Source organism: Orbaceae bacterium lpD02 (assembly GCA_036251875.1).
GTDB lineage: Bacteria > Pseudomonadota > Gammaproteobacteria > Enterobacterales > Orbaceae > Orbus > Orbus sturtevantii.
The window spans coordinates 2,764,817-2,790,403 of the sequence record CP133960.1 but is presented as its reverse complement, the minus strand read 5'-3'; the positions used below and the strand labels follow the sequence as shown (position 1 = coordinate 2,790,403).

Genomic DNA, 25,587 nt, shown 5'->3' with positions numbered 1-25,587 from the left:
GCATTCGTGGTTAAATATATTTATCAAACGATGATGAAATTAGTATAACTCAATCATCGTTTGATTGCTATTTTACATCATTGTTTTTAAAACCATCAGCTTAACTATTAATCTAGTCGCTGAATCGCTATTTGTAGTCAATGCTGGATCATTTCACTTGGGTTAAAATTCAAATTGATAGATCAAATCAACCGTCTGATCAAGACCTGATACTGCCTCCAAATATAAGCGAGGTAATAATCGATATCGCAGTGTAAAGGTTGCTAAAGAGTCAAAAATACCGATGCCATATTTTAGTTGTAAATGAGGTAAAATATAACCACTCACAACGACTTTTTGGCTATCACCTACACCTTGGGTATCTAAACTTAAATTTTTGATCCCAAATGCACTACCGATATCGCCAATAATTTGACCACCTTGTGCCGTGCCGAGTCCAATTAATAGAGCGGTCATCATATCATTTTCACTTTGCTCGCCACTATCAAGGCCTTGGCCTCTAAGCAAGTACGATAAGGCTTCTTGTTGCGACATTGCTGGCTCTGAAAATATTTCGACTTTAGGATCATCAGCAAGCCCAGTGACACGAATACCCGCAATTACATTGTTTTCAATAGACTCTGGATTTCGAATAGCTTCAATGTTAAGTCTAGGTTGATCAGCAAGTCCAGCAAAAATAATTTCACCTTTACGCACAATAAGATCTTGCCCATAAGCATGAAAACGACCATCAGGAATCGATATTTGCCCACTTACTGTTAAGCCTTTGTTCGTCTGCGTCACATACACACCACCCGCCAATCTAGCAACTAAACCAAAGGCATCAACATTGACTTTATCACCTAAAGAAACCAGTACCTGGCTATTTATTTTTATGCCTAAATCTTGTGGTGCAATCTCTTGCAAATTACCATCAAGCATTACTTCATCAGATGAGACATCAACCGTTGAGGGCGGTAAAGACTCAACTTTAATATAGGCTTTAGGAATCGTCACTTTACCTTTCAAATTAAGCTCATCTTGATTAGCCTCAATACGAATATCGGGTACAACTGACATTGTTATCATAGGAGGTATTGTTATTTCAGTCGCAGCGCCCTTAACCGTTAAAAAGGCTTTCCAATTTTCTACATTTTGCCAATCTGCTTGACCATCAATGTGTACGTCACCAGATTTAGTCTGCATCACCCCTCTTAACTCTGATGATTTGCCTTTAAAATCAATATCAATTGCAATAGATTGAATATCTGCCGGTAATTGAGCTACTTTGATATCGCTGTGTGAAAGCACCAGTTTCCCCATAATATAGGGGTCGAATAAAGTGCCTGAAAATTTTAAATTGGCATTGATTGCGCCATTGGCATGCTCATTATCATTAAGCAATGGATTAATAATTGATAACGATAACTTATCAATAATAATTTGCCCACTTAATCGTTTGTTATCGGTAGGATCATCAACTTGAATATTGCCGTTAAACTGACCAAACTGTTTAATGCTAAACCGCCAATCAAGTTTTGCCTGTTTATCGCTAATATTGGCATTGATAGCAAATAAATCGAATGGAATCGGTAATGTTTGCGAGGCTATTTGCTGGCTAATATAAACATCATTGCTATTAATGCTGGCAACAACCGTTGGAATTTTATGTTCGGGATCCCATTTGATACTTGCTTTACCTGAGATTGTTCCTGCTAGTTTAGTTTCGCCTTGATTAATTGATTCAAATAAAGTCAAATCTATATTTGTTAAAATAATCGTTGCATCGCCGCTATCAGCAATCACCACGTTTTTGTCTAAACAAATATGAGATTCATTATTTATCCAGCAATGAGCACTAATATTGGCTTGCTTAGAAGCTAAATTATATTTAAGGTCAATCGGTTGATTTATCTGCCAGCTATTTTTAGACGAAAACGCTAGATTAGCTTGAGAAATAGATCCTTGCCATTGAGTTCTTTGTCTATTTAACTGGCCACTCAAGTTAATATTGCTCGAAACAGGTTTCCCTTTTACATTAATGAGTAAATGATGATTTTGCTCATTACCAGAAAGCGATATATCGGCACTATCAACTATTACATTTGGCATATCGAGTTCTTTAGCTTGTATATTAATATTACCCGCTAATATATCGTTATAGGTTATATCGCCACGGAGTAACCCTTGCTGTAACTTAATATCTTGCCAAGAAAAATTATCGATAACCAAATTGCTTTTGATGGCAGGTTTATCGATTGAGCCATTGATCTTTAATTGCCCAGTGATACTACCTTGTAGATCCGGATCAATAATACTGAGTTCAACTAGTTTCAAGTTAGCAATTAAATCACTTTGCTTTGTTGAGCCATTTAAATCAAGGCTATTTTTACCTAATTTTAGATAAAATTTGTCAGCAGAAATAAATTGACTTGAATTAATCGCGATATTACCACTGGCAAGTAGAGGCGCTTGATTAATATTACCATTAAGTTGCATTTCATTTAAATTGACAATCCAAGATTGACTATCAATAATGCCATTAGTTTTTAATTCACCATCTAATTTAATTGGATAATCAGGTATTTCACGACTTAAATCTATTTTTTTGAAATCAATAATCGCATCCCAAGTTAGTGCTTTTCGCCAATCGAGTTGCGTTGATAAGTTAAATTCACCTTGAGGTAATAGTGCAGAAATAGATTTAATATTGAGCGATTCATGGGTGCCATCACTTTGCATATCAAATACTACTGACGGTAGTTCATTACCATAAAAATCACCATGGCTATTAAAACGGTAATTTTTAACAGAGCCCGACAAGTCAAGAGCGAAATTTTTTAACTGATATTCTGCTTTGCCAAATATTGGCCATTGGATCGCCTGCCCACTGATTTTTGCTACTAAGGGCATATAGGTTTCCACAAAATTAATTTGCACATCAATATTGGCTTGATTTAGACCTTTTATCTGAGATTGAGCTGACAATTTACCTAGTAATTGTCCTTCTATTTTAGCCTTTACTTCAGTTGCAGCTGGTTCAGCTTGCTGCTCAGTCTTAATATCAATGTTAGCTGATACTGGCCAATTTTCACCTAACGTTATTTTACCTGAAACCTTTATATCACCATTGGCATAAGGCGTTTTCACCTGAGATTGAACTAATTTAGCATTGATGAAATTATTTTCAGTGCTCGCTTGGATATCGACATTATTAAATTGGTAATCTTCGCCGCCCATATGTAATAACCAATTATCGCCCTTAAGGCTATTAACATAAATATCTAATGGAATATTTACTGTCGGTAATGAACTGATCAAAGGTTTATTAAAAATTTGATTAATCGTTTCACTAATTGATAAATTATTTTCATTAGATTTTACTGGCTTAACTGGCGCAGGCGTATCAGAGAAAATAGCTTTAACATCCATCGCAATAGCGGGGAAAACATAAATTTTTTCATTTATCCATGTCGCATTGCCTGCAAATGAGGATAAACTAAAATGCATATCATCAACGTTGACCGCCACGTTTGCTAGATGAGCTTGTCGTAATTCTAGAGGCAACGGCATGCTAATAACTGATCGACTAGATGGTATAGCTGATAGTTCTTGACTTTCATCAATAGGAAAAGCATCAGTATTAATGTTTACAGTAATATCTTTTGCATCCAGATTTTTAATACAAATTTTGCCTTCAATTAAGCACAAACCAGATAGTGATAAGGCAGCTTTACCAACGTTGACCTCTACACCATCAAGTTGCATAGAAAAACCTTCCACGCTCAAATCGTTCAGTGCGCCAGTGGCATATTCTATTCGAATTTCTGGCATAACTTTTTCAAGCACAGCGGTAATAATTTTAATACCTAAACTGGTATAGATCAGAATCAATAACAAGCAAATAAGAACGCTAAAAGAACATAGCACAATTAAACTGCTTTTTTTCCACTTACGAATACGTTTAATCCGCTTAATTTTTTTTAATCTTTTATGATTAGCCATAGTCTATAGCTCCGACCCTAAACCAATATAAAAATGGATTGATTTTTTCGAATCATTAAGCGGTGTTGCGACATCAAATTTAATCGGGCCAATTGGCGATGCCCAACGCAAACCGACGCCAACTCCCGTGTGAAAATCGGTTTGGTCAAATTTATCAATTGCTTCACCACTATCAACAAACGTCGCTCCCCACCATGCACCAGTAAAATTATATTGATACTCGATAGAGCCTGTTATTAATTTAGACGCACCTTTTAACTTACCAGCTTTATCCTCTGGAGATATTGATTGATAGCTGTATCCGCGAATGCTTCTGTCTCCCCCAGCAAAGAATCGAAACGAAGGGGGAACTCTATCAAAATTACTCGCTTGAATAAAACCAAAATTACCTCTAACAATAAAGCGGTTATAATCATCAAAAGAACGAAGCCAAACTTGTTGTAACTGGAAACGCACAAAATTAATATCAGAGGCCAGATCTTCTGCCGCAACTTCTAAAGAGTAACGTTGTGAATCGCCCCACATAGGGAATAATTTACCATCACTTCTCGCCCTAGAAAAACTAAATGAAGGGTATAGTAAGAAAGTATCATAACTATCGCTGGCCTGGGTAAAGTTGTCATACATTGCATTCAAGCCTATCGCCTTTTGCCAGCCTTCAAAACTATCCCAATTGCGAATAACGCCAACAGTATAAGAATTAGAGTCAGTATCATTATTATTAATCTTTTTATACCCGCCTTGGATGGTATAGTAATCTTCTAGTGGTGATTTATAGAGGGGAATTTTATAAACACCAGTGATCGATTGTTCAGGAGATGACAAGACTAGATCACTTTGAAAACTGTGGCCTCGATCATTAAGCCAAGGTTTATTCCAGCTAAGTTTTCCTCTTGCACCATTATCAGAAGAGTAACCGAGACCGACATCAACTATATTTTTCTTCCTTGGTACAGTAATTACGTGTATCGGTAAAACTTTATCTTTACCAACATCTTTGAATAAGGGTAATACCACAACTGAGCTAAACCAATTAGTTGAAGATAAGCGGCGACTTAGTAATGAAAGTTGATCGGCGGTATAAGGTTCATCTAGCTTAAAAGGAACAATATTCTTTAAGTAAGATTCGCGAATAACCGATTTACTAAAAGTAACTGGGCCAAATTTATATCGTTGCCCAGTATTAAAATCTATTTGCCAAAAAGCTTGATGTAAAACATCGCTGACAGCTAATTGATGCTTTGTCATATCAGCATCAAAATAACCTTTACGCAGCGCTAAACTCTGCAATCGTTTTTTAAAACTATCATATTCGCCGTGGTTTAATATGCTGCCTTTTTTGGGTAAATCATGATCTAATAAATAGATATAGTCTTTATCGTTTTTCCCTTCGCCAGTAATATCAACATCAACGCCTTCGATTAAAATAGGCTGTCCAGGGTCAACAGTAACGACTAAGCGGTTATCATCAGGTTCACTATAGCTAAATGTTGGATTGTAATAACCTAAAGCTCGCAGGCTTTTTTCTATTTCACTTTCTAAATAACGCTTAAAATAAGGAGTATCGTTGATCCGTGCCTCATCAATCATAGATAAACGTGCCTCAACATTATCTTTCAATGCTCCGGATAAGCCTTCAACATCAAGCTTAAGCTTAGCAGATACCGCTGTCGCTATCACAATAAGCGATAACACAATTGAAAGAATAATTCTCCGCACATTAACCCCATAATGCCTATGCTAAAATTATTTAGCATTAACTACAATTGATAACCAATTTTATGATTTATTTGACCTATATTTTAGCTAAAAAGTTCATTTCTTATTAAACTATTCTTCGATTACTACATGCCCAATGTAAGGAAGATGGCGATAATGCTGTGCATAATCAATTCCATAACCGACCACAAATTCATCTGGAATTGAGAATCCAATATACTTAACAGGCACTGCAACTTCACGGCGAGACGGCTTATCTAATAAAGTACAAATATTTAAACTTCTTGGACCTCGTAGCTCAAGAAGTTCTTTTACTTTGCTTAGCGTATTACCCGTATCGATAATATCCTCAACGATTAACACATCTTTGCTGCGAATATCTTCGTCAAGATCTTTTAAAATTTTGACATCACGATTACTATTCATCGCGCTACCATAGCTTGAAGCTGTCATAAAATCGACTTCATGGCCTACAGTTATTGCTCGGCTTAAATCAGCCATAAAAATAAACGAACCGCGCAATAGCCCAATCAAGACTAATTCATTATTACTATTTTTATAGTCTTCACTAATTTTCTGTCCTAATAATTGGACTCTTTTTTTAATATCTGCTTCAGATATCATCACTTCTACAGTATGTTTTTTCATTTTTAAACCAATCTAGCATATAAACGCGCAGATTCTATCAATATTTGCCTGTAAATCATAGTAAAGTTATAACAACTAACAAATAATTTTCGCTTATTTAGGTTGTTAAGAATTTAATCACGGTAATTATTTAGCGATTAAAACAATTCAATATTATTCAAAAAGATAATATAGATAATAAATTTTAGATTGACGCAATATTGCACCACTTCTGACTTAAAATAGATAATAATTATTATACAATAATCTACAAATTCGAGCGAATTAAGTATATACTAAATGCCAGTAAAAGTTGGAGATAAATATGGCTAAAGCGCAAGAAAAAGCACTCGCTTTTGAAGAGATACTCAAAGAACTAGAAAATGTCGTAAGTAAGTTAGAACTGGGTAATTTGCCTTTAGATGAAGCCTTAAATGAATTTGAAAAAGGGGTAAAATTATCTAAACAAGGTCAAGTACAGTTACAAAATGCTGAACAGCGTATTCAAATATTACTGACCGAAAGTAGCGAGGCTGAGTTAACTGACTTTGCTAATTCTGAGAATTAGGGCTAAATGGTAATTATGGATAATTCATTTATTGTATTACATGAACAATATAGTCAAAGAATAAATAGATTACTGACTGAATATCTAGCCAATATTGATTCATCCTTATTAAAAGAAGCTATGGAGTATAGCTTGCTTGCTGAAGGAAAACGTATTCGGCCGTTTTTAGTTTATGCAACTGGACAAATGTTTGATTGCGTACTTGAAAAATTAGATGCTCCTGCCGCTGCAATTGAAGCTATTCACAGTTATTCTCTCATTCATGATGATCTGCCTGCAATGGATAATGACGAGCTAAGGCGCGGTAGGCCTACATGTCATATCAAATATGGTGAAGCAACCGCCATTCTAGCTGGAGATGCCTTGCAGTCTTACGGATATTCCTTAATTGCCAATATCCCTAACCTTTCTGACAACACTAAAATATTAATGCTGAAAGAGCTCTCTTTTGCTAGCGGCGTGTCAGGAATGTGTTTAGGCCAATCACTTGATCTGCAAGCTGAAGAGAAGGTAATTACCCTTGATGAGCTTGAGCTAATTCATGTTCATAAAACAGGCGCATTAATTAAAACGGCCATCCGTTTAGGTATGTTTGCTGCGGGCGATAAAGCTATGCAATATCAGCGAGAGCTTGATAATTATGCTTACTGTATTGGTCTTGCTTTTCAAATTCAAGACGATATTTTAGATGTTATTGGTAATAAAAATGTAATGGGTAAAAATCAGGGTGTTGATAAGCAACTTGCCAAAAGCACATATACCTCATTAATTGGTCTTGAAAATTCGATCCAAGCTTGCCAACGCCTTTACAAACAAGCTATCGAGGCATTAGATAAAATACCCTATAATAGTCATGCATTGACTCAATTAGCTGACTTTATTATTACTCGGAATAGTTGATTTTTTACCATTAAATAGAGATATTAAAATAGTATAATGAACCTTGATAACTACCCATTACTAAAACAAGTTAATTCACCTAAAGACTTAAGGCACTATAGCGCTAACCAATTGTTGCAAATTACTGATGAATTGCGACGTTTTTTATTGAACAGTGTTAGCCGTTCAAGCGGCCATCTAGCTTCAGGCTTGGGAGTTATTGAACTAACGGTTGCATTACACTATGTATATAATACCCCATTTGATCAGTTAATTTGGGATGTCGGGCATCAGGCTTATCCGCACAAAATATTGACAGGTAGGCGTGATAGAATGTTGACTATCCGGCAAAAAGAAGGCCTACACCCTTTTCCATGGCGCGAAGAAAGTGAATATGATGTGCTAAGCACTGGTCACTCTTCGACGTCAATCAGTGCAGCATTAGGAATTGCGGTTGCTGAGCAACAAAAAACAACTGGTCGCAAAGTTGCTTGCGTTATTGGCGATGGAGCATTAACGGCAGGTATGGCATTTGAAGCAATGAATCATGCTGGCCATTTAAAACCGGACATGTTAGTTATTGTCAATGATAATGATATGTCAATTTCAAAAAATATCGGTGGGCTTAACCAACATTTAGCAAAAATCTTATCAAGCCGAACTTATGCATCATTGCGCGAAAGCAGTAAAAAGGTTTTTTCAAATATTCCTCCCGTTAAAGATTTTTTAAAAAAAACAGAGGAACATCTAAAAGGTTTAGTCGCACCCGCAATATTATTTGAAGAGCTCGGTTTTAACTATATAGGGCCGATCGATGGTCATGACTTAGAGAGTTTAGTTACTACATTAAGTAAAGTTAGGCAATTAAAAGGCCCACAGTTATTGCATGTTATTACCCAAAAAGGTAAAGGATATGCACCTGCTGAAAAGAACCCGATTCTTTGGCATGGCGTACCTAAATTTAACCCATCTGAAGGGACGATTGATGAAAAAACAAACCCGTTCCCTACTTACTCGCAAATATTTGGTGACTGGTTGTGCGAAACAGCCGAGCAAGATAAAGACTTAGTTGCCATTACCGCGGCCATGGGAGAAGGCTCTGGTATGAAAAAATTTGCTGAACGTTATCCTCGCCAATTTTTTGATGTTGCGATTGCAGAGCAGCATGCAGTAACTTTTGCCGCTGGACTTGCAATTAGCGGCAAAAAACCTGTTGTCGCTATTTATTCTACTTTTTTACAACGTGCTTATGATCAAGTGATTCACGATATCGCGATTCAAAATTTATCAGTATTATTTGCAGTTGATCGTGCAGGAATTGTTGGAGCAGATGGACCAACTCACCAAGGTGCATTTGATATTAGCTTTCTACGTTGTATTCCCAACCTTATTATTATGGCACCTAGTGATGCAAGCGAATGTCGTAGTATGTTAGATATAGGATACCGTTATTCAGGCCCTGCGGTTATTCGCTACCCAAGAGGGGATGCCATTAATAGTGAACAACAACCAAAGCAAAAAATAGAGATAGGGAAAAGTAAGCAAGTTTGCCAAGGCAACGATATAGCTATTCTTAATTTTGGTTCATTGCTGCCCGAAGCAATAAAATCAGCTGAGCTACTTGGGGCGACTGTACTTGATATGCGATTTATAAAACCACTAGATGAGTCGGCAATTTTACAAGTCGCACAAACACATTCAACCCTAATTACTTTAGAAGAAAATGCAATACAAGGCGGCGCAGGTAGTGCTGTGAATGAATTTATTCTAGCGAAAAAACTTAAATGCAATGTGTTAAATTTGGGGTTACCTGATGAATTTATACCGCAAGGCTCACAAACAGAAATACGCGATAGCCTCGGCTTAACGGCCGACAAGCTAATAGAAAAAATAAAATTATTTATAAATCAATAGGTTGATTATGGATACTCAAGTTGTTAATATTCATGTTTTTGGCCGGACACTAAAATTATCTTGCCCTATTAATGAAATTGATGCCTTAAATTTAGCGGCACAGGACCTTGATGATAGGCTTAATAAATTACGGCGTAAAACACAATTAATGAATAGTGATCAGCTGATTATTACCGCTGCACTTAATATTTCGTATGAACTGACTAAAGAAAAACTTAAAAATGAACAGTTCAATACGGAATTCAATGAACGCTTAAAAATATTGCAACAATTATTAGAAAATGCGTTAAATTTTAGCAACCAATAATTTTATTATAGAAATAGTTAAAAATTTTTGCCCATCTGCTAAATTTTGTATTATTATAGTTATCTCTGGGATGTTCGACAGCAGGTCAGTCTCCTGAGCCGATAATCTTTACAACAGAGCTACTATGAGTATTGATTGGTGTGTATGCCTTCTTGTTAAGGAAACCTAAAAATCAAACATAGTGCTCACCTTGAACTTCGGGTTCAAGGGTTACAGCCTGCAACGGCATCTCGGAGACTTTAAATAATTTAATTTGATAAAAATTATGCAAGCATCTTTATCTGATATCAAAGAGATCCGTTCAAAAGTTCGTGATCTTCGACGTGAACTACCATATCAACAACGTCTTCAGGCGGAATATTCGGTTTATCAACAAATAAAACTGCATCAAAAAGTATCTATTGCTAATAATATTGCTATTTTTCTTTCTTTTGATGGTGAGTTGAATACTAAACCAATTATTGAATATTGCTGGCAACAGCAAAAATCGGTTTTTATCCCTGTTATTCACCCTTTCAATGCTAACTACCTGCTCTTCCTTCGCTATAGTGAACAAACCGAGCTAGTCCCTAATCAATTTGGCATATTACAGCCTAAACTTGATGTTCGAGATATTATTCCTTACCAGAAATTAGATATTATTTTTACCCCCCTCGTCGCATTTGATGACCGAAATTATCGTATCGGCATGGGGCGCGGTTATTATGATCGACTACTCACTAATCATAAGCAAACCCATATCTATCCGATTGGGCTTGCCTTTGCATGCCAAAAAATTAGCGCTATACCTAATCAACCCTGGGATGTGCAATTACCAGAGATTATTAGTGCTTAATACTAATTTAAGTTGCGATAACCACAATAAAAAGCTATAATCCACGCGCTTTATAAAGCAATCAAATTTTGCCAATTGCTGGGTCGCCTGTAATTGGTTTATGACTAAATAAGAGAGACATTATGTTTACATTAGATGCTGAAACAAAAAAAGAGCAGGGAAAGAGTGCGAGCCGCCGCCTGCGTCACGTGGGAAAATTCCCAGCAATTATTTATGGTGGTGAAAAAGCGCCTGTATCAATCATACTTGATCATAACCAAGTATTTAACATGCAAGCTAAACCTGAATTTTATTCTGAAGTTTTAAAAATTTCAGTAGATGGTAAAGTGGTTAAAGTTAAGATTCAAGCGGTACAACGCCATCCTTTCAAACCAAAATTATTACATATGGACTTTGTTAGAGCATAGTAACCATATAATGATTGGTATGAGGTCGCATTAGCGGCCTTTTTAATACTCTAAATTCGCTAGTCGATGTAGCTATCTGTTTTATTAAGTGTGAAAACCGCAAAGAATAACAACCTATCAATCTAATTATGATTAAAGACCGCTAAACTAATCGTCAACATATATAAATCGTGAATAGATATGATAATATAAAGCAATTAATCTTATTATGAGTAAATTTAGGAGAGACGTTATGTCTTTTGAGAACTTGGATATACCAGCATGTGATCTGGTAATTTTTGGCGCTAAAGGCGATTTGACTAGGCGAAAACTCCTTCCTTCTTTATATCAATTGGAAAAATATGGCCACTTACCTAAAGAGACAAAAATATTAGGCGTCGGTCGCGCGGATTGGAACAAAGAAGCTTATGCCGAAATAGCTAAAGATGCATTAGCTACTTTTATGCCAGATCCTATCGAAGATGAAATCTGGCAACGTTTTTGTGCTAGATTAGATTTTCATAAACTTGATGTAAACGATATCCCTGCTTTTGAAACCCTCAAAAATCAATTGCACCCAAATAAACCTGCTATTTTCTACTTTGCTATGCATCCTGGTACCTTTGGTACAATTTGTCAGGGTCTTGCCCAATCAGGATTAAATCAGAGTCAAAATCGTATTGTAATGGAAAAACCGCTAGGCACAGACTTACAGTCGTCTCGTGATATAAACGATGCGGTTGCTAAATATTTCGACGAATCACAAGTATATCGAATTGACCACTATTTAGGTAAAGAAACGGTCCTGAACTTATTAGCCTTGCGCTTTGCCAACTCAATTTTTTCATCGCTATGGGATCGCAACTCGATTGATCACGTACAAATTACCGTCGCCGAACAAGTTGGGATTGAGGGTCGCTGGAGTTACTTTGATAAAGCAGGCCAAATGCGTGATATGGTACAAAATCATTTATTACAGATTTTAACTATGATCGCCATGTCACCGCCCGCTAATTTGGAAGATGATAGCATCCGACAAGAAAAGATAACGGTACTAAAAGCACTCAGACCAATCAATAAGAGTAATATTCGTGAAAAAGCCGTTAGAGGCCAATACACCGCAGGATTTGTAAATGGCATTAATGTACCGGGTTATTTAGAAGAGGATGGCGCCAACCAAACCAGTAATACTGAAACATTCATCGCAATACGAGTCGATATTGATAACTGGCGCTGGGCTGGTGTACCGTTCTATTTAAGAACAGGTAAACGTCTGCCCAGCAAATGTTCAGAAGTCGTTATTTATTTTAAAAACCAACCACTCAATCTATTTAGCGACTCTTATCCACAGTTACCGCAAAATAAATTAACGATCCGATTACAACCAGATGAAGGCGTTGACATCGAGATCTTAAATAAAGTACCTGGACTTGAAAGTAACACGACATTACAAACAACTAAGTTAGACTTAAGTTTTAATGAAACGTTCCACCAGCATATCGCAGATGCTTATGAGCGTTTATTGCTTGAAGTTATGCGTGGTCGCCAAGCATTATTTGTCCACCGCGATGAAGTTGAAGCTGCATGGAAATGGGTAGATTCAATCTTAAAAGCGTGGTCTGATGACAAAGAAACACCAAAACCCTATCAAGCGGGAACGTGGGGCCCTGTTGCCTCTGTTGCGCTAATTACTAAAGATGGCCGTTCGTGGAATGAATTTTAATAAGGTAATATTATGTTTACACTAAATGAATATAGCTCTTCAGAGCAGTTAACACAAGACATGGTCGATCATATCGTGATCGAATTAAATAAAGGAATCGCTAAACGTGGAGTGGCTTCCATTGCCGTGTCAGGAGGAAAAACACCAATCCCATTATTTAAGCTATTAAGCAAGCAATCGTTACCATGGGCTAAAGTATATATTACGTTAGTCGATGATCGTTGGGTTGATAATACTGATGATGCTAGCAATGAGAAATTGGTCTTAACATACCTATTACAAAATGAAGCAAAACTGGCTAATTTTATCGGGTTAAAAAATAATGCCGTCACTCCTTTTGCCGGTGAGCTCGCAACGCAAGAAAAACTAACCGAAATACCGATGCCATTTGACGTGGTTATTCTTGGTATGGGAGAAGATGGCCACACTGCATCACTATTTCCTTACGCTGAAAATTTATCATCAGGTTTAGATATGCACTCAAATAAAGTGGTTATTGGAATGACGCCGCTTACCGCCCCTCTTGATCGAATCACCTTAACCTTACCCGCTATTTTAAATAGTCAAAATATTTATTTACATTTAGTTGGCAGTAGTAAGAAAACTGTTTTAGCGACAGCTCTTGATGGCAATGATATTGTTGCCATGCCTGTTCGCACTATTTTGCAGCAAGATAAAGTAAACGTAATTGGCTTTTGGTGTAACTAATTTTGACTTGTTAAAGTAAGAAATATCGGTAATAAAAACCGATATTTCTTGAATAAGTCATTAATGGCTGACAGCGAACAGATAAAAATACTGTAATAGACTTTTCATGCAAATCAAGATAATTGATTATTAAGGCCCAAATTATGGACATATTTGATCGAGACCAAGAGAATGAACTGTTAACCGAGATTGCTGTTGCTTATTATGAACATGAACAAACTCAAGAAGAGATTGCCAAACGCTTTGGGATCTCGCGGATAAAAGTTGGCCGTTTATTAAAAAAAGCTCGCACTGAAGGCATTGTTGAAATTAATGTTAAATATCATCCGATTTTTAGCTCGAAAATAGAACAACAATTTGTGAGTGCTTTTGGCATCAAAAGAGCGCTGATTGCCATTGATCATCAAGACGAAGAAGAGCAACGTAGGCAAGTGGCCTCACTGGTGACTAATTATCTATCAAGCGTGCTTAAAAACGGTATGGCAATCGCGGTGGGTCAAGGTAGGAATGTCGCGGCGATTGCCAGCCATATTGGGGTTTTCCCAGAAAAACAGTGTAAATTCATCTGCGGCATTGGTGGAACGCTAAGAGATGGCGAATTTATCGATGCAGATCATATTAGCCGTAACCTTGCTCGAAAATTTAATGCCACCAGTGAAACACTTTATGCCCCTGCTTACGTCGAAAATAAAGAACTAAAAAAAGCATTCTTGCAAAATAGAGTAATCAAAGAAACCTTAGAAAGAGCCAGAAAAGCAGATATCGCATTAGTTGGTCTGGGTGATATGAACGATAATAGCTATATGGTGCAATTAGGCTGGTTTACACCGCAAGAAATAATCAATGCAAGTATCAAACAAGGCGCAATAGGCGAAATTGCCGGTTACGGTTTTTTTGATATTCAAGGTAGACCAGTTGATACGGTCATGAATGATCGGGTTATAGGGTTGAGTATTGAAGAGCTAAAAAATATTCCTTGTGTCATCGCTATTGCTTCTGAAAACACGAAAGCCATGGCAATTTTAGGAGCCTTAAGGTCTGGCGTGATTGATATTATTGCAACCAGTGCCTCAAATGCCCGTACAGTTTTAAATTTGCAACAGCATAAATAACTTTGAGCTAATAAGCACAAACAAGTGATGATAGCCAATAACTTATTTTGTTATACTTAACTTATTATTATTTCAATGAGTAGCTAAGATTTAATAAAAATTTACTCGTAAAATATTAAATTACGATCTTGATCACGTACCATTTTATCTTTATATTATATACTAACAAAAGTTATAGCAGTGAACTTTTGAACAAATCAGAACATGTTCTATTTTGGATCATAAGACTGTTTACGAAAATATTTAATAGTCTGAGCATTGAATTTAATACCTAGTAACGGAAGTAGAGAGAACCAATTATTATCAGCTATCACGGCTAAAACGTGATCGAGTGGAGTCATTATGTTATTAGCACAATAGTTCTACGACAATAATAATTGCGTTTATTATTTAGCAAACATATTTTCTTTTTGAGGTTATATCCATGAGTCAATTAGATGAGTTTAAGAAGTATACCGTTGTTGTTGCCGATACAGGTGATATCGATTCGATCAAACAATTCTCGCCAGAAGATGCAACAACTAATCCATCGTTAGTATTAAAAGCCGCACAGCTGCCACAATATAAACATTTAATTGATTCGGCAATTGAAACCGCCAAAAAACTGGGCGGTTCAAAAGAAGAACAGTTGACAAATGCGAGCGATCAAGTGGCGGTTAATATTGGCGCTGAAATTTTAAAATATGTGCCAGGTCGTATTTCAACTGAAGTCGATGCTCGTCTATCGTTTGATAAACAAGGCTGCATCGATAAGGCGCGTAAAATTATTGCGCTATATAAAGAAAAAGGTATTGATAAGTCACGAATTTTAATAAAAATCGCCTCAACGTGGGAAGGGATTAAAGCAGCAGAAGTGCTAGAAAAAGAAGGTATCAACTGTAACTTAACATTACTATTTTCTTTTGCTCAAGCACGCGCCTGTGCTGAAGTTAATGTATTTCTGATTTCACCTTTTGTTGGTAGAATTTACGACTGGTATCAGGCTAAGCAACCAATGCAAAACTATATTGCGGATGAAGATCCAGGCGTTGTTTCGGTACGTAATATCTATAATTATTACAAACAACATGATTACAAAACTATCGTTATGGGTGCCAGCTTCCGTAAAGTTGAGCAAATTCTTGCTTTGGCGGGCTGTGATCGCTTAACTATTTCACCTAACTTATTGGCTGAAATGCAAAATTCAACTGCGGCAGTAGCCCGTAAACTCGAGCCAAATCAACCTAAAGTTAGTCGCCCAACCTTGATGACTGAAGCTGAATTTAGATGGCAACACAATGCAGATGCGATGGCAATTGAAAAACTGGCAGAAGGAATTAGAGCATTTGCGGTTGATCAAGGCAAACTTGAAGATATGTTAGTAAAACTATTATAACTATCTGAAATTTAATTAAGCTACTCCTCTTTGCGAGTAGCATTGACTAATTTATAAATTTAATTTTATTGGGGATAAGACAACATGAATGCAACCACATTATCTCATCGTGAGTTAGCAAATGCTATTCGCGCCTTGAGTATGGATGGAGTACAAAAAGCAAAATCAGGCCACCCAGGGGCACCCATGGGAATGGCTGATATAGCAGAAACATTATGGCGAGGATTTTTAAAGCACAATCCTGTCAATCCACACTGGGTCGATCGCGATCGCTTTGTACTATCTAATGGACACGGTTCAATGTTGATCTATAGCCTATTACACTTAACAGGCTATGCGCTATCGATTGAAGATTTAAAAAACTTCCGTCAACTACATTCAAAAACACCCGGTCACCCTGAATATGGTTATGCACCAGGCATTGAAACAACAACTGGACCGCTTGGGCAAGGTATCGCTAATGCAGTTGGTATGGCTATTGCTGAAAAAACATTAGCGGCGCAGTTCAATAAACCGGGTCATGATATTGTCGACCATTATACCTATACTTTCTTAGGCGATGGTTGCTTAATGGAAGGTATTTCTCATGAAGCCTGCTCACTAGCAGGGACACTAAAACTCGGAAAGCTAATTGCGCTTTATGATGATAATGGTATTTCGATTGATGGCCATGTTGAAGGGTGGTTTACTGATAACACAGCTAAACGTTTTGAAGCTTATGGTTGGCATGTTATTAGCGGTATTGATGGTCACGATACAAATGCAGTGAAAATAGCGATTGAGCAGGCTCAAGCCGTTACAGATAAACCTTCACTATTAATGTGTAAAACGATTATTGGCTTTGGCTCGCCAAATAAAGCAGGTAGTCACGATTGCCATGGTGCACCATTGGGTGACGCTGAAATCGAAGCAACTCGTAAACAACTTGGTTGGCATTATGCTCCGTTTGAAATTCCAACACAATACTATGAAGCTTGGGATGCAAAAGTAAAAGGCCGGCACGCTGAGGCTGATTGGAATAACCGATTTGCCGCTTATGAAAAAGCTTACCCTGAGCTAGCAACGGAATTTAAGCGCCGTACCAGTAACGAATTACCTAAAAATTGGCATCAAGATGCGCAAGCTTTTGTTGAAAAGCTACAAGCAAACCCAGCCACAATTGCGACGCGTAAAGCATCACAAAATGCCATTGAAGAATTTGGGAAAATCTTACCGGAATTTCTAGGTGGCAGCGCGGATCTTGCGCCGAGTAACTTAACAATTTGGTCAGGCTCTAAAGAAATTTTAGCTAACCCAAATGGTAACTACATTCACTATGGTGTGCGTGAGTTTGGTATGTCAGCAATTATGAATGGTATCACGCTGCATAGCGGATTTATCCCTTACGGTGCAACATTTTTAATGTTTATGGAGTATGCACGTAATGCTGTCCGTATGGCGGCGTTAATGAAAATTCGTAATATTTTTGTCTATACTCATGATTCAATTGGTCTAGGTGAAGACGGGCCAACACACCAACCGGTAGAACAAATTGCCAGCTTACGTTTAACACCAAATATGAGCACATGGCGGCCATGTGACCAAGTTGAATCAGCAATTGCATGGCAATATGCGATTGAACGCAAGGATGGACCAACGGCGTTGATCTTCTCAAGACAAAATCTTAAGCAGCAAGATCGTACAGCACAGCAGCTTACTCATGTTTATCGTGGCGGTTACGTTCTTAAAGATTGCGCGGGAACACCAGAGCTGATCTTTATTGCTACCGGCTCTGAAGTAGAGCTCGCCGTTGAAGCTTATGAACAGTTGACTAAAGATGGTAAAAAAGTTCGCGTGGTATCAATGCCATCAACTGATGTGTTCGACAAACAAGATGCAGCTTATAAAGAGTCAGTTTTACCATCAGCAGTGAACAAGCGAATTGCTATTGAAGCAGGTATTGCTGATTATTGGTATAAATATACTGGCCTAAATGGCAAAGTTATTGGCATGACATCATTTGGTGAATCAGCGCCAGCAGAGTTACTATTTAAAGAGTTTGGTTTCACGGTTGATAACGTAATAGCACAAGCCAAAGCATTACTAAGTTAAACGTTAACTTAAATTTATCTAAGGGCGAAAATTCGCCCTTAATTTTTTGCTTATGAATTGGCTAAACAATTATTAAGCAGTATTATTCCAAACATAAACCTGATGAGCACTATCGCTACATTCAAAACAATCACTACACTTATGCCCTGTCGCACAATTAGTTTGAGATGCATCAACCAGTGTAATTTTGCCTTTTTTAACCCAAAAAGATAACATCTGCTGCATTGCGCTTTCGGCAACACGAAAGTGCCTTGCTAAATCTAGCAGAGAAGCTCTACCATTTAATTCAAGATACAAGGAGATATCTGTCATTAACATAATGGCTACCTCATCTATTTAATCTAACAACAACAATTTGATTTACCCTGTTTTTTCGGTCTATTCATCACAGCGGTATAAGAGAATGACGAACATTTACCAATAATACGTAATACTGCGACAATTAATACAAATATAACGCCTAAACTAACTAACCATATCGCCGCAGATGACGAAGCGCTCAATAACGTAGTTTGATAGTAAGCTGTCGCGCATATCCAACCAATCACAAAGGTCCAAATAGCAACAAACGTAGTCCACTTAGCACCTGCTTCTCGATAGACAGCACCTAATGCTGCCGCGCACGGGGTATATAATAAAATAAATATCAGATAAGCCATTGCCGCGGCACTAGTGCCAAATGACGATTCAATTTTACTGACGGCACTGGCATTGACTTCAAGATCATTTTGTAACGAATCAATATCTTCATCTATCGTCGACAATCCTAATGGATCAAGAAACGAATCAGCAAGTCCGGATATATTTTCGGGTATTGTAGCAAACGCATCTTCAATCCCCCCTAGCAAGCTGTATTCACCCGCTTCCTCTTCACTCTCATCAGCCATGGAATAAAGCGAGTTAAGGGTTGCGATAACAGCCTCTTTTGCAAAAATACCCGTAAAGATGCCGACTGTCGCAGGCCAATTTTCTTCAGTGATCCCCATTGGTTCAAATACAGGCGTAATTTTTTGACTTACCACCGACAAAACAGAATTATCAGAATCTTGATGACCAAATGAACCATCAGTCCCTAACGAATTAAGCAGGCTTAATATCGTCACCATAATAACAATCGCTTTACCTGCTCTAAATATAAAGCTTTTTAAACGTTGCCAAGTTAAACTCAGCATACTACGTATCGTTGGAATACGATAAACGGGCATTTCCATAATAAATGGCGTCAATTCACCTTTTAATAAAGTAAATTTAAGTACAAAGCCCGTTACAATCGCAACGCCAATACCTAGCAAGTAAAGAATAAAGACCACCGTTGAGGCGCTATGAGGAAAAAATATCACCGCTAACAGCGCATAGACAGGTAACCGAGCACCACAAGACATAAACGGGATCATACAAATTGACATAATGCGGTCACGAGTACTATCAAGTGTTCGCGTTCCCATTATAGCCGGTACTCCACATCCAAAACCAACGAGCATAGGAACAAACGCTTTTCCTGGTAGCCCTATCGCGCGCATTGCTCGGTCTACCACCATCGCAGCGCGAGCTAAATAGCCTGAGTCTTCAAGAAAGGACAAACAAAAGAACATTGCTGCAATGACTGGAATAAATGTTGCAACGGTTTGAATACCCGTACCAATACCATCGGCTAAAATAACAGTCAGCCAATCTGGCGAGTGAATAATATTAAGCACATAAGTTAAACCATCGACAAAAATGGTAGCAAATAGTACATCAAAAAAATCAATAAATACCGAACCAAATTTAACAGCAATAATAAACATTAAATACATTGCTATTAAGAAAAATGGAATACCGGTAATGCGTCCTAGCGTCACTTTATCAAGCTTGTCAGAAAGAGAGTCACTCGCTTCCCTTGGTTTCTCAATTACCACTTTATAAATTTCATCAATCGCTTGATAACGGCTGCTTGCAATAGCAATGTCTACTTCGTTATCGCACCATGCGGCAAGTTCTTGCTTGCAGTTAGCAATCACCGCTAACTCTTGTTCGTTAAAGGCAAAGTTACTATGGTTGATCAACGCTTCAAGAAGCTGCCAACGATTAAGCTTATTGATATAACTATCTTGAGGTAATGTGGTTAAATATTTTTCGATAATTTGATTTTGACTCGTCGCCAAGGTTGCGATGGTTGGTTTGGCCGTTGACATACTAACGCTTAATCGCTCGATTTGCTCATAAAGCGCGTCCAAACCTTTCCTCTTAGTGGATGAAATTGCAACCACAGGACAGCCTAATAACGTCGCTAGTTTTTCAACATCGATGCGCTCACCCATCTCATTAACCGCATCAATCATATTTAAAACCACAATCATCGGCATATTTAAATCAATTAGCTGAAATGTTAAATATAAGCTGCGTTGCAAATTGGTTGCATCGATAATATTAATGATGATATCGTCCGTTGCTGACAGAATATAATCACGGGCAATCATTTCATCTTGAGACGTCGTGTTGCTATTACTTTCTATTGCATAAGTTCCGGGTAAATCGACAATCTCATATTGTTTTTTATTATGATTAAAAATACCCGTTTTGCGTTCAACCGTAACGCCAGGCCAGTTGCCTACTCGTTGATGAGAACCTGTGAGAAGATTGAACAGTGTCGTTTTACCGCTATTTGGGTTACCAATTAATGCAACACTCATTTTGCAACCTCAACGATAGCAATCGCTGCCGCCTCTTTACGCCTTAGACAAAGTGTAAAACCGCGCATTTTAATCTCTAATGGATCGCCAAGAGGCGCTACTCGAGTAACGGTCACTTGACATCCTGGCGTGATCCCCATGGCTAATAATTTGCGGCGAAATGGCAATGACTCAGGTAATAGTTTTGCGATAACGGCCTCTTGACCAAAGGGGAGACGATCTAACGTTAATGCGGAAATATTCATTTTATTATGTCCTGTCTAAACGGTAAGTCGAGAATAATATCAATAATACGAATTATTCTCAATCTTAGTACAAATAAGACATAATGTGAATGATCAACAATAAAAAATCTACGCTTTTAATTGTATCTTGGCAAAAATAGTTAAATAATCAACGCTATCGTCATAAACACATTACAATTAATTATAATCTTGCCAAAATAGGGATTAAATCTAATAACTCGTCGTTAATGAACCTATTTTGTTCTTCTCTAGCGGAGTTTAACAGTGTTTGCTGAGATGAGTAGCTGCCGGAGGTATAATTACGGTATTTATTTGGCACATCACCACTATAGACATATTTAGTCATACTGGAACTTTTGGTAATATTATTGATTTGATTGTAGATATAACCACCACTAACAGTAAACTGTGTGCTCAGCTCAAGTTTGTTTGCTTGTACTTTAGTTTGCACATTGAAATAATAAGTCTTATAAATATCTTTTGACTCAACCAGGCCTTCAGCGTTAGTTTGTTGGATTGTTCTAATCACAATATTTTCACTCATCGCCCTCATGGTTGGTTGTTCATCAAGATTTTTATAGCGGCGCTTCTCTGTAACATTAATCATAACGTTAGCAATGTTGGGATTAGTTACAAATCGGACATACTCTTCATTAATCGATTTTTCAATTAGTTGAGAAAAACTATTTGCTGGACAATAAATTTTGATCGTCCCTTTTTCTTGATATTGCTTAGCTAATTTACTCGCTTGCTTATACTCACCATAAGGGCGATAAATTTCAGCAGCATCAGCATAATTTTTAGCTATTTGTCGATATTCAGAATAAGTATTTGCATACTTTTGCATATCGATTGCTTTTTGATAAAAGTCTTGAGCTTCAGCTAGACGATATTTTTTGTCATAAATCGCCGCTAATTCTCGACTATCTTTATAGTTGCCTAACGGTGCATAAATATCGGCTGCATCCACAAAAGATTTACTGGCTTCTTTATATAGTTTTGCTTCAGCGAAAGCTTTACCTTGTTGGTAGTTTTCTTGAGCCGCAACTTGGCGATATTTAGTATTGGTTTTGCTGTATAACGCTTCAATATCTTTATACTTATACTGCTCCATTCCTTTGCGATATAAAGTGGCTTTAAGCAGATAACTTTGCCCATCTGTTGCATTGATTGAATTACCGTATAAATAGTACTCTTCGGCAATTAATTGCCTTAATGTCTTAATTTGATATTTATTATTGAAGAAATAGACTTGCTGGCTGTAAAAACGATCGCTTAAGCGCGTCTTCATTGTTAGCAAGGCTTCATAACTTGCTATACGAGAGGAGTAATCGGTTCTATCCGCACTCAATAACTGATTTTCGTAAAAAGCCATCACATTACTAACTAGCTGGCTAAAACGAGTTAAATCATCTGCATTTAATTTAGCTTGACCTTTTTCTTCGATATCTAACGCAATAAGATCAATACTTTCTAAATATTTTCCTTCTTGATAAGCCTCTTCCGCTGTGCGTTTAAACGAACATCCCGCCAACATAGCAATCAACAATACAATCAGTAGCGCCCGCATAATTATCCTTTATATTATTTATGGGTTATCTAGATCTATGTTATTAACCACTTTTTCCAACTTTGGTTAACCAACTCTCGATCTAATGCAAATAGTTGTTCATCAACCTGACTCGATAATAACTGTAAAGAGCGTCGATGAATTTCATTGCGCATATTAATATAAATTTTGATTAATGTCTCGGCCTCATGCTCTGCCATAATATGATATTGAGCCGCTAACTGTAAAATGCGCACATTATCACTCCAGCTGGTCATTTTGGGCTGTTCGTGAGCAAAATTAAGCACTAAATACTGAGAGATAAACTCAATATCCCCGATCCCGCCGGCATCAACTTTGATATCAAAGTGCTGATTATCGCGGCGACCTAAATGGTTACGTATCTTTTCACGCATCTCTCGTACATCTTGCCGTAGCAGTTGTTCATCGCGTAATTTACTTAAAACTTGATGGCGAATTTGATTAAATCGTAATTGTAATTGTGGCTCGCCATAAACTACTCTAGCCCTCACCAGAGCTTGATGCTCCCAAGTCCACGCTTCGTTCATTTGATAATCTTCAAACGAATTGACTGTGCATGCCAGTAAGCCCGCCTCGCCTTGCGGACGAAGTCGCACATCCACATCATATAAAATTCCACAATTAGTTTTAATACTAAAGAGGTGGATAATGCGCTGAACTAAGCGTAAATAGAATTGACGGCTATCAATAATTTTATTACCCGTTGTCATACTCTCAGCTGGACAATCATGTAAAAAAACTAAATCTAAGTCAGAACTATATCCAAGTTCTAATCCGCCTAATTTCCCGTAGCCAACAACAATCATTCCCTTTTGGGTGTCATCAATTAAATAGTCAGGTTTGCCATAACGCTCAACCATTTGGTTCCAGGCTATTTGTACTACAAAATCTAACATCGCTTCGGCTAAATAAGTTAAATGGTCACTGACTTTCATGGTCGGTAAAATATGGGCAATATCGCTTGCGGCAATATGTAATAATTGCATTTGCTTAAATTGCCTTAATGCTTCAATTTGCTGTTCTTCATCATTTGACTCTACACGTAATAAATACTGATATAATTCACTTTTATAAGCATCAATAGGTATCGTTTTATATAATGAATTAAAATCAATTAGCTCATCTAATAACAAAGGATAACGCATCAACTGATCGCTGATCATAGGCGAGGCAGCACATAAACGAATTAATTGTTTTAAGGCATTAGGATATTCAACTAATAATTCTAAATAAGTGGTTCGACTGACAATATTAACAAGCAATGGCAGCAGTCTAGACAAAACCGTTAAACACATTTCTGCTTCACCTACGAAAGCAAAAATTCTAGGCATAAGCTGATCAAGAATATCGCGCCCCCTAACGCCAATAGTTCGTTTGCTAATATTTTCTCGAAATTGCAAAATGAGTTGCTGAAGCTGCTGTGAATCTTGCGCATCTAATGAAGGAAAGAGTTGTACAATATCATCGGGCTCTAAATCATTAGACCATAACTCATCGTAGTGTTGATTATAATTGGCCGGTACACTTTGTTCATCATCAATACCAATAAGATCATTAAAAATCGTACGATTTGCCAACATATAAGTGGTTAATTGCTGTTGAAAATCAAGCCAGCAGTCAAAGCCCATCGCTAACGCCAACCTTAGCTGATCAAGTTCATTATCCGGTAAAGTCTGGGTCTGCTCGTCATTAATCCCTTGTAAGATATTTTCACATCGCCTTAAAAAAAGATAACTATGCCGAAGAGTATTTACCTCTGTTGCGGTTAGCAATTTATCATGTTCAATAATACTAAGCGCTTCAAGTAAAGAGCGTGTTTGCAAAGCGGGTACTCGACCGCCACGAATAAGCTGAAAAACCTGTACGATAAATTCAACCTCTCGAATTCCTCCTGCGCCGAGTTTAATATTATTGTCAAGTTTTCGACGGCGTACCTCGCGCTCGATCATCCCTTTCATATTGCGCAAGGATTGCAAGACACTAAAATCGATATAACGCCGATAAACAAATGGCTTTAACATCTGGTATAACGCTTTAGCATATGGCTCGGTTTGCTCACCCAATACCTTGGCTTTAACCATGGCATAACGTTCCCAATCCCGTCCTTGTTCTTGATAATAATCTTCCATCGCAGCAAAACTTAATACTAACGGTCCGCCATCGCCAAGTGGCCGAAGGCGCATATCAACGCGGTAAACAAAGCCATCTTGCGTGATGTGATCTAACGATTTAATCAACCGTTGACCTAGACGTGTAAAAAAAATTGCGTTATCCAGCTCTCGTCGCCCACCTTGGGTAACACCATGCTCTGGATAAGTAAAAACAAGATCAATATCTGACGAAAAATTGAGTTCCATCCCGCCTAATTTGCCCATCGCTAAGATAATTAAAGGCTGAGCAATTCCCTTACAATCAGTCGGCGTGCCCCATTCCTTACAGCTTAAACGATAAAGCCAATCTCTAGCCGATATAATTAAGGTTTCCGCTAATACGCTTAATTGTGTTAGTGTCTGAACTGTCGTACTGGTATTGGTGATTTGCGACCAATTAATTCTGACTAATATTTTCCGTCTGAACTGCCTTAACGCAACCATCAACTGCTCTTCATTATCAATACCAGCAATTACATCATCTAACCACTGTTGATAATGAACATATTCATTATTATTAGGTGTCTGATGACTAATCTCAATTAACCAATCAGGAAAACGATAAAAGGAATCAACCAAAAAATCACTTCTAACCAATATGTTAATGTGCTGATTAACGAATGCTTGTTGGCAAGTATCTAACTGGCTAATTACTTTTTGCTGCTGGGTTACGAGTAACGTCATACATCACCACCAATTAC

At 37.5% G+C, this 25,587-nt stretch carries 19 protein-coding genes and 1 other RNA gene; 12 read left to right on the top strand and 8 right to left on the bottom strand.

The window, feature by feature from the left end:
• Positions 1–162: 162 nt before the first annotated feature.
• From RHO12_12310 to hpt, 3 genes are all read right to left on the bottom strand, one after another.
• Positions 163–3,984 carry a translocation/assembly module TamB domain-containing protein gene (locus tag RHO12_12310; protein WVD66133.1) on the bottom strand — a complete coding sequence of 1,274 codons (3,822 nt, stop codon included), beginning with the start codon at positions 3,982–3,984 and terminating at the stop codon, positions 163–165.
• Between the two features lie 3 nt (positions 3,985–3,987).
• Entirely contained in the window at positions 3,988–5,703 is a 1,716-nt protein-coding gene (locus RHO12_12305) for an autotransporter assembly complex family protein (protein WVD66132.1), read from the bottom strand.
• 111 nt (positions 5,704–5,814) lie between these two features.
• On the bottom strand, positions 5,815–6,351 hold the full coding sequence (hpt, locus tag RHO12_12300; GenBank protein WVD66131.1) for a hypoxanthine phosphoribosyltransferase: 537 nt from the start codon (positions 6,349–6,351) through the stop codon (positions 5,815–5,817).
• Positions 6,352–6,655: 304 nt separating this feature from the next.
• On the opposite strand from hpt, the gene xseB reads away from it, so the two are divergent.
• From xseB to tkt, 12 genes are all read left to right on the top strand, one after another.
• Positions 6,656–6,898, top strand: coding sequence for an exodeoxyribonuclease VII small subunit (gene xseB, locus RHO12_12295; GenBank protein WVD66130.1), 243 nt, complete (start codon positions 6,656–6,658; stop codon positions 6,896–6,898).
• 15 nt (positions 6,899–6,913) lie between these two features.
• The gene (ispA, locus tag RHO12_12290) at positions 6,914–7,798 is read left to right on the top strand and encodes a (2E,6E)-farnesyl diphosphate synthase (protein ID WVD66129.1); all 885 of its coding nucleotides are present in this window, start codon (positions 6,914–6,916) and stop codon (positions 7,796–7,798) included.
• 36 nt (positions 7,799–7,834) lie between these two features.
• Complete coding sequence (gene dxs, locus RHO12_12285) at positions 7,835–9,691, top strand: 1-deoxy-D-xylulose-5-phosphate synthase (GenBank protein ID WVD66128.1); 1,857 nt, start codon at positions 7,835–7,837, stop codon at positions 9,689–9,691.
• Positions 9,692–9,698: 7 nt separating this feature from the next.
• Positions 9,699–9,998 carry a cell division protein ZapA gene (zapA, locus tag RHO12_12280; GenBank protein ID WVD66127.1) on the top strand — a complete coding sequence of 100 codons (300 nt, stop codon included), beginning with the start codon at positions 9,699–9,701 and terminating at the stop codon, positions 9,996–9,998.
• 59 nt (positions 9,999–10,057) lie between these two features.
• A non-coding RNA gene (gene ssrS, locus RHO12_12275) (6S RNA) lies at positions 10,058–10,239 on the top strand.
• A gap of 24 nt (positions 10,240–10,263) precedes the next feature.
• Positions 10,264–10,833 carry a 5-formyltetrahydrofolate cyclo-ligase gene (locus RHO12_12270; GenBank protein ID WVD66126.1) on the top strand — a complete coding sequence of 190 codons (570 nt, stop codon included), beginning with the start codon at positions 10,264–10,266 and terminating at the stop codon, positions 10,831–10,833.
• Between the two features lie 122 nt (positions 10,834–10,955).
• Positions 10,956–11,240, top strand: coding sequence for a 50S ribosomal protein L25 (gene rplY / locus RHO12_12265; GenBank protein WVD66125.1), 285 nt, complete (start codon positions 10,956–10,958; stop codon positions 11,238–11,240).
• A gap of 232 nt (positions 11,241–11,472) precedes the next feature.
• Positions 11,473–12,942 carry a glucose-6-phosphate dehydrogenase gene (gene zwf / locus RHO12_12260; GenBank protein ID WVD66124.1) on the top strand — a complete coding sequence of 490 codons (1,470 nt, stop codon included), beginning with the start codon at positions 11,473–11,475 and terminating at the stop codon, positions 12,940–12,942.
• Positions 12,943–12,954: 12 nt separating this feature from the next.
• Positions 12,955–13,650, top strand: coding sequence for a 6-phosphogluconolactonase (gene pgl / locus RHO12_12255; protein ID WVD66123.1), 696 nt, complete (start codon positions 12,955–12,957; stop codon positions 13,648–13,650).
• A 143-nt stretch (positions 13,651–13,793) separates the two neighbouring features.
• Positions 13,794–14,762, top strand: coding sequence for a sugar-binding transcriptional regulator (locus RHO12_12250; GenBank protein WVD66122.1), 969 nt, complete (start codon positions 13,794–13,796; stop codon positions 14,760–14,762).
• Between the two features lie 424 nt (positions 14,763–15,186).
• Positions 15,187–16,137, top strand: a complete 951-nt coding sequence (tal, locus tag RHO12_12245; protein WVD66121.1) for a transaldolase — start codon at positions 15,187–15,189, stop codon at positions 16,135–16,137.
• Positions 16,138–16,221: 84 nt separating this feature from the next.
• Entirely contained in the window at positions 16,222–18,228 is a 2,007-nt protein-coding gene (tkt, locus tag RHO12_12240; protein ID WVD66120.1) for a transketolase, read from the top strand.
• A 72-nt stretch (positions 18,229–18,300) separates the two neighbouring features.
• On the opposite strand, the gene RHO12_12235 is transcribed toward tkt, so the two are convergent.
• The 5 genes from RHO12_12235 to glnE all read right to left on the bottom strand — a co-directional run bounded on the left by RHO12_12235 (position 18,301) and on the right by glnE (position 25,570).
• Positions 18,301–18,546, bottom strand: a complete 246-nt coding sequence (locus RHO12_12235; protein WVD66119.1) for a FeoC-like transcriptional regulator — start codon at positions 18,544–18,546, stop codon at positions 18,301–18,303.
• Positions 18,547–18,569: 23 nt separating this feature from the next.
• Positions 18,570–20,900 carry a Fe(2+) transporter permease subunit FeoB gene (gene feoB, locus RHO12_12230; GenBank protein WVD66118.1) on the bottom strand — a complete coding sequence of 777 codons (2,331 nt, stop codon included), beginning with the start codon at positions 20,898–20,900 and terminating at the stop codon, positions 18,570–18,572.
• Positions 20,897–21,145 carry a FeoA family protein gene (locus tag RHO12_12225; protein WVD66117.1) on the bottom strand — a complete coding sequence of 83 codons (249 nt, stop codon included), beginning with the start codon at positions 21,143–21,145 and terminating at the stop codon, positions 20,897–20,899. Before RHO12_12225 ends, feoB begins: the two co-directional genes overlap by 4 nt.
• Before the next feature lie 181 nt (positions 21,146–21,326).
• Complete coding sequence (locus tag RHO12_12220; protein WVD66116.1) at positions 21,327–22,715, bottom strand: hypothetical protein; 1,389 nt, start codon at positions 22,713–22,715, stop codon at positions 21,327–21,329.
• 35 nt (positions 22,716–22,750) lie between these two features.
• Positions 22,751–25,570, bottom strand: a complete 2,820-nt coding sequence (gene glnE / locus RHO12_12215) for a bifunctional [glutamate--ammonia ligase]-adenylyl-L-tyrosine phosphorylase/[glutamate--ammonia-ligase] adenylyltransferase (GenBank protein ID WVD66115.1) — start codon at positions 25,568–25,570, stop codon at positions 22,751–22,753.
• Positions 25,571–25,587: the final 17 nt, after the last annotated feature.

Excerpts from the sequence above, each read along its gene's own strand:
- RHO12_12225 (WVD66117.1), bottom strand. The coding sequence starts at position 21,145 with ATGAATATTTCCGCATTAACGTTAGATCGTCTCCCCTTTGGTCAAGAG.
- ispA (WVD66129.1), top strand. The coding sequence starts at position 6,914 with ATGGATAATTCATTTATTGTATTACATGAACAATATAGTCAAAGAATA.
- RHO12_12250 (WVD66122.1), top strand. The coding sequence starts at position 13,794 with ATGGACATATTTGATCGAGACCAAGAGAATGAACTGTTAACCGAGATT.
- glnE (WVD66115.1), bottom strand. The coding sequence starts at position 25,570 with ATGACGTTACTCGTAACCCAGCAGCAAAAAGTAATTAGCCAGTTAGAT.
- RHO12_12310 (WVD66133.1), bottom strand. The coding sequence starts at position 3,984 with ATGGCTAATCATAAAAGATTAAAAAAAATTAAGCGGATTAAACGTATT.
- hpt (WVD66131.1), bottom strand. The coding sequence starts at position 6,351 with ATGAAAAAACATACTGTAGAAGTGATGATATCTGAAGCAGATATTAAA.
- zapA (WVD66127.1), top strand. The coding sequence starts at position 9,699 with ATGGATACTCAAGTTGTTAATATTCATGTTTTTGGCCGGACACTAAAA.
- RHO12_12220 (WVD66116.1), bottom strand. The coding sequence starts at position 22,715 with ATGCGGGCGCTACTGATTGTATTGTTGATTGCTATGTTGGCGGGATGT.
- feoB (WVD66118.1), bottom strand. The coding sequence starts at position 20,900 with ATGAGTGTTGCATTAATTGGTAACCCAAATAGCGGTAAAACGACACTG.
- pgl (WVD66123.1), top strand. The coding sequence starts at position 12,955 with ATGTTTACACTAAATGAATATAGCTCTTCAGAGCAGTTAACACAAGAC.
- RHO12_12270 (WVD66126.1), top strand. The coding sequence starts at position 10,264 with ATGCAAGCATCTTTATCTGATATCAAAGAGATCCGTTCAAAAGTTCGT.
- tkt (WVD66120.1), top strand. The coding sequence starts at position 16,222 with ATGAATGCAACCACATTATCTCATCGTGAGTTAGCAAATGCTATTCGC.
- tal (WVD66121.1), top strand. The coding sequence starts at position 15,187 with ATGAGTCAATTAGATGAGTTTAAGAAGTATACCGTTGTTGTTGCCGAT.
- zwf (WVD66124.1), top strand. The coding sequence starts at position 11,473 with ATGTCTTTTGAGAACTTGGATATACCAGCATGTGATCTGGTAATTTTT.
- xseB (WVD66130.1), top strand. The coding sequence starts at position 6,656 with ATGGCTAAAGCGCAAGAAAAAGCACTCGCTTTTGAAGAGATACTCAAA.
- rplY (WVD66125.1), top strand. The coding sequence starts at position 10,956 with ATGTTTACATTAGATGCTGAAACAAAAAAAGAGCAGGGAAAGAGTGCG.
- RHO12_12235 (WVD66119.1), bottom strand. The coding sequence starts at position 18,546 with ATGTTAATGACAGATATCTCCTTGTATCTTGAATTAAATGGTAGAGCT.
- dxs (WVD66128.1), top strand. The coding sequence starts at position 7,835 with ATGAACCTTGATAACTACCCATTACTAAAACAAGTTAATTCACCTAAA.